Origin of the sequence: Streptomyces sp. NPDC020379 (assembly GCF_044387105.1) — a bacterium.
Classification (GTDB): domain Bacteria; phylum Actinomycetota; class Actinomycetes; order Streptomycetales; family Streptomycetaceae; genus Streptomyces.
On the sequence record NZ_JBIRVR010000003.1, the window covers coordinates 377,296 to 382,162 of the forward strand.

Consider the following 4,867-nt stretch of genomic DNA (forward strand, 5'->3'; position numbering starts at 1 on the left):
CGTACTCACCGAGGCGTTCACCAGCTTCCTGTTCGGGAAGGTGGAGACCACCCGGCTGCCCGTGCGGACCTCCACCGGGCAGGCCCAGGCCGTCTATCTGCCGACTGCGGCCCCGGGCCTCGGCGACTCCGGCGTCGTCATCGGGCGCGAGGTGTACTCCGGCAAGGGCTACATCTACGACCCCTTCCAGCTGTACGGCCAGCAGCTGCCGGCCCCGCACTGGCTGGTGCTGGGCGAGTCCGGCAACGGCAAGTCGGCGCTGGAGAAGACGTACGTCCTGCGCCAGCTGCGCTTCCGCGACCGGCAGGTCGTCGTCCTCGACGCACAGGGCGAGGACGGTGTCGGCGAGTGGAACCTCATCGCCCAGCAGTTGGGGATAACGCCCATCCGGCTCGACCCGACGGCCGCGCTCAACGGCGGCATCCGGCTGAACCCGCTGGACCCCTCGATCACCACCACCGGACAGCTCGCCCTGCTGCGCACGATCATCGAAGTGGCCCTGGGCCGCGGCCTGGACGAGCGGTCCGGCTTCGCGCTCAAGGTGGCGCACGCGTACGTCAACGAGACGATCCTCGACCGTCAACCCGTGCTGACCGACATCGTCGAGCAACTGCGCCACCCGGAAGCCGAGTCCGCGGAGTCGATGAATGTCGACATAGACGATGTGCGCGCGTGGGGCCTGGACGTCGCTCTCGTGCTGGACCGGCTGGTCGACGGTGACCTGCGGGGCATGTTCGACGGGCCGACGACGGCGGGCATCGACCTCGACGCGCCTCTGATCGTCTTCGACCTCTCCCACATCGACCGCAACTCGATCGCCATGCCCATCCTGATGGCCATCGTGGGCGTGTGGCTGGAGCACACCTGGATCCGCCCTGACCGCAAGAAGCGCATCTTCCTGGTGGAAGAAGCCTGGCACATCATCAACTCGCCCTTCGTGGCCCAGCTCTTCCAGCGCCTGCTGAAGTTCGGACGCCGGCTGGGCCTGTCGTTCGTGGCGGTGGTGCACCACCTGTCGGACGTGGTCGACGGCGCGGCCGCGCGGGAGGCGGCCGCGATCCTGAAGATGGCCTCGACGCGCACGATCTACGCGCAGAAGGCCGACGAGGCCCGCGCCACCGGCAGGGTCCTCGGCCTGCCGCGGTGGGCCGTCGAGATCATCCCCACGCTGACGCCCGGCATCGCCGTGTGGGACGTCAACGGCAACGTCCAAGTGGTCAAGCACCTGATCACCGACGCCGAGCGGCCGCTGGTCTTCACCGACCGCGCGATGACCGAAAACGGCGAGGACTACCTGGCCCGCGAACTCGCGGCGGAGGCGGCGGCCGCCGAACGCGCGGCCGCCGCCATCGAGGCACAGCTGGCCGACGGGGCGTACGGCTCCGAGTCGACGGTGGCCTGACCCATGAGCGGTTCCCACCCCACCGGAGAGCGCCGACCCGAACGTGGCATTCCGGACGGCCTGTTGGTTGGCGTCATCGCGTTATTGCTGGGCCTGACCCTGCTGGTGTGGGTGACGACCGGCCTCGCCGGCCTGGCCGCCCATGGCGACTGGCCGGACGGCGTCAGCCTGGACCGCACGCCCGTGGCCCTGCGCCACCTGGCCACCCAGCCGCACGATCTCGCGGCCGCCTGGCCGGACACCCCTCCAACCGCGCTCTCGGGGTACGGGCTCTTCTGGGGCCTGCTCATCGGCGAGTTGCTGGCGCTCGTCGTGCTGGGCGTCTTCGTGCTGGGCACGTGGACCCGCTGGCGGGCCGTACGAGCGCGACGGCGCGCGGAGGCGACCACGGGGAAGCCGGTGGCCGCACAAGCCCCGACAGAGGCCCCTGCGAGCTCCCAGGCCGCCTCCCCGGCGGCGGCCGGGCCCCCGCCGGCCACAGCCGCCGTGCCACCCCAGCCCACCGAACGGCAGCAGCCCACCGCGGCACCTCCCGCACCGGCCGCGGACGCCCCGCCGCCGCGCGTCGTCCACAGCACCGACCGGCGCGGTGCGGCGGCGCGCGCGATCCTCGAGGCGGCCGGGCCCGTGCTGGTGACCACCAGCGACCCGGAGCTGTGGGCCGACACCAAGGACTCCCGCGCCAAGCTCGGCCCGGTGCATGTCTTCGACCCGAGCCACCTCCTCGACACCCCCAGCCGCCTCCGTTGGTCCCCCACCGCCGGCTGCGAGATCCGCGACACGGCGGCCACGCGCGCGGCCGCGCTGCTCGCGCCCGTGCGCCCGCTGAGCGCCCTTGACTCGGCGACGGCCGACACCGCGGAGACCCTGCTGCGCTGCTGGCTGCACGCGGCGGCCGTGGACGGCCGCCCGTTCCGCCAAGTGCACCGCTGGGCCCAGGGAACGGGGGCACACGAGCCCGTACGGATCCTCCGCACGCACCCCAAGGCCGCGGGCGGCGCGGCGGGCGAGCTGGAGTCGGCGTTGACGGGTCATCCGGAACGCCGGGATATGGCACAAGAATTGACGAGTCGGACCCTCAATTCCCTTTCGTCCATCCATATTCGGGACGCCTGCAATCCCAATCGAGCCGATGCGCTCGCGTGGGAATCATTCATCGCGGAAGGGGGAACCCTGTACGTGGTGGGTGAGGCGATTGAGGATCCTCGCACCCGCCCGGGTGCGATGCCCCTGCTGACCGCACTCGTCGCAAGCGTGGTCGAGCTCGGCCGGGGCATGGCCGGAGGGTCATCTGCCGGTCGGCTCGACCCACCACTGACGTTCGTCCTGGACGACGTCGCGGCGGTGGCACCGGTGCCCGCCCTGCCCGGCCTCCTGGCGGAGGGCGAGTCCTTGGGCCTGCCGACGTTCGCCCTCCTGCGCTCGGAGGAACAGGCACGCGCCCGCTGGGGCCGCCCCTTGCAGGCCGGCCCATGACGCGGCCGCGCGCCCGTCCGCCCGTACGGATCAGACAGCCGGCCGGGCGAGCGCCATCTCGTACTCCAGCGACGACGGATCGCCCTGCATCGGCACGGTGACGCCCGTCCGCTCGAAACCGAGCTTCCGGTACAACCCCTCGGCCCGGGCGTTCCGCTCGTGCACATAGAGCCGTGCCCGAGCGATACGGGGCTCCGCAAGCCCCCACGACCAGTCGAGCGCCGCCCGGAAGAGGGCCTCCGTCAGGCCCGTGCCACGGTGCTCAGGACGTACGAAGACCGCGACCAGATGCGTCTGCGGCACGACCGCCGGGGCCCCGAAAACACCCTCGGTGCCGGGCAGTTCCACCAGGACAGTCACATTTCCCGCCCATGCGCCGTCCGGCCCCTCGGCGACGAAGGAGGTGGAAAGCGCCCGGTCCTGCCAGAACTCGTCGGGCTGGGCGACAGCTTCGTCATAGGTAGTGAGAAAGGCGATCGGCGCGGCCGGGTCGAAGAGTGCGATCAGGCGCAACTCCTTGGCCTTCCGCCACTCGTCGGGCCGCACGGTTCTGATCAGATGCTCCATCTGCCGATGGTCAACCTGCGTCCACGGCCTGGGCAAATCAGTTTTCCCGCTTTGCCACGGGGGCAGGGGAGAGCGCGTGAACGGTATACGGGGGATGGTCGTAGTCATAGCCATGGGGGCGGACGAAGCCGCGGCGGTCCTGCCCCCGGATCTACGGGCCAGGCTCGCGGAGCTAGCCGCTCCGGTGCTCGGCACACTCGTCGGACCACTCACCACTCCGGAGGCCCGTGCGGCCCTGGAAGGCGCCGACATACTCATCACCGGCTGGGGGTGCCCGCCCCTGACGGAGGATGTGCTGGAAAGCGCGCCCCGGCTGCGGGCCGTCGTCCACGCGGCGGGATCGATAAAGGAGTTGGTGACGGCGGGGGTATGGGAGCGCGGCATAGCGGTCTCCTCCGCTGCCGGGGCCAATGCCGGCCCGGTCGTCGACTTCAGCCTCGCCGCCATCACCTTGGCCACGAAGAAGGCCCTCTCGACCGCGGCGGCCTATGAGTCCGGCTGGCCCGCCTTCCGGGACCGGCAAGGCTCCGACGGCCGCACCATCGGCATCATCGGCGCTTCTCGCATAGGCCGCCGCGTCATGGGCCGCCTGCGCGCTTCCTGCGTCGGATATCGGCTCCTCCTGCACGACCCATACGTCTCCGAGACCGAAGCGGCGAGCCTGGGGGCGGAATCCGTCGGTCTGGCGGACCTCTGCCGGGCGGCCGACATCGTCAGCGTGCACGCCCCGCAATTGCCCGAAACACACCACCTGTTGGACGCGGAACACCTCGCACTCATCCCCGACGGCGGCACGGTCGTCAATACGGCACGCGGCTCGCTGATCGACACGGAAGCCCTCACCCGCGAATGCGCCTCGGGCCGCCTCGACGCCTTCCTCGACGTCACCGACCCCGAACCACTGCCTGCCGGGCACCGGTTGCTCCAGCTGCGGAATGTGCTGGTCACCCCGCACATCGCCGGCGCACAGGGCAGCGAGGCCCGCCGGCTCGGGGTCTACGCGGTGGACGAGGTGGCACGGCTGGTGCGCGGGGCGCCGCTGCTCGGACAGGTGACGCCCGACCAATTGGAGCGGCTCGCGTGAGATAAAAGTGTCCGGGAACGCAGAAATGCCCTGGCAGGAACCGGAGTTCCCACCAGGGCATTTCATCAAAATTTGTTCGGCGGCGTCCTACTCTCCCACACGGTCCCCCATGCAGTACCATCGGCGCTGAAAGGCTTAGCTTCCGGGTTCGGAATGTAACCGGGCGTTTCCCTAACGCTATGACCACCGAAACACTATGAAGTTAACCAACCGGACAACAACACGGTCGTTACTTCAGAACCTACACAGTGGACGCGAGCAACTGAGGACAAGCCCTCGGCCTATTAGTACCAGTCAGCTCCAACCGTTACCGGTCTTCCACACCTGGCCTATCAACC

The 4,867-nt window shown here is 70.0% G+C and carries 4 protein-coding genes and 1 rRNA gene; 3 read left to right on the plus strand and 2 right to left on the minus strand.

Features of this window, described 5'->3' with window-relative positions; all coding sequences use genetic code 11:
* Together ACH427_RS06535 and ACH427_RS06540 are read left to right on the plus strand one after the other, a co-directional pair.
* Nucleotides 1–1,402, plus strand: a 1,402-nt coding sequence (locus ACH427_RS06535; RefSeq protein WP_398868268.1) for an ATP-binding protein, incomplete at its 5' end; no start/stop codon positions are given.
* Nucleotides 1,403–1,405: 3 nt separating this feature from the next.
* Nucleotides 1,406–2,878, plus strand: a complete 1,473-nt coding sequence (locus ACH427_RS06540) for a type VI secretion protein (protein WP_398868269.1) — start codon at nucleotides 1,406–1,408, stop codon at nucleotides 2,876–2,878.
* 30 nt (nucleotides 2,879–2,908) lie between these two features.
* Here the strand turns inward: ACH427_RS06540 and ACH427_RS06545 are convergent, their stop codons facing one another.
* A complete protein-coding gene (locus ACH427_RS06545) occupies nucleotides 2,909–3,445 on the minus strand; it encodes a GNAT family N-acetyltransferase (RefSeq protein ID WP_398868270.1) in 537 nt (178 codons plus the stop codon).
* Nucleotides 3,446–3,557: 112 nt separating this feature from the next.
* On the opposite strand from ACH427_RS06545, the gene ACH427_RS06550 reads away from it, so the two are divergent.
* Nucleotides 3,558–4,529 (plus strand): hydroxyacid dehydrogenase, encoded by a 972-nt coding sequence (locus tag ACH427_RS06550; protein WP_398868300.1) that lies wholly within the window; start codon nucleotides 3,558–3,560, stop codon nucleotides 4,527–4,529.
* Between the two features lie 74 nt (nucleotides 4,530–4,603).
* On the opposite strand, the gene rrf is transcribed toward ACH427_RS06550, so the two are convergent.
* A 5S ribosomal RNA gene (gene rrf, locus ACH427_RS06555) occupies nucleotides 4,604–4,720 on the minus strand.
* Nucleotides 4,721–4,867: the final 147 nt, after the last annotated feature.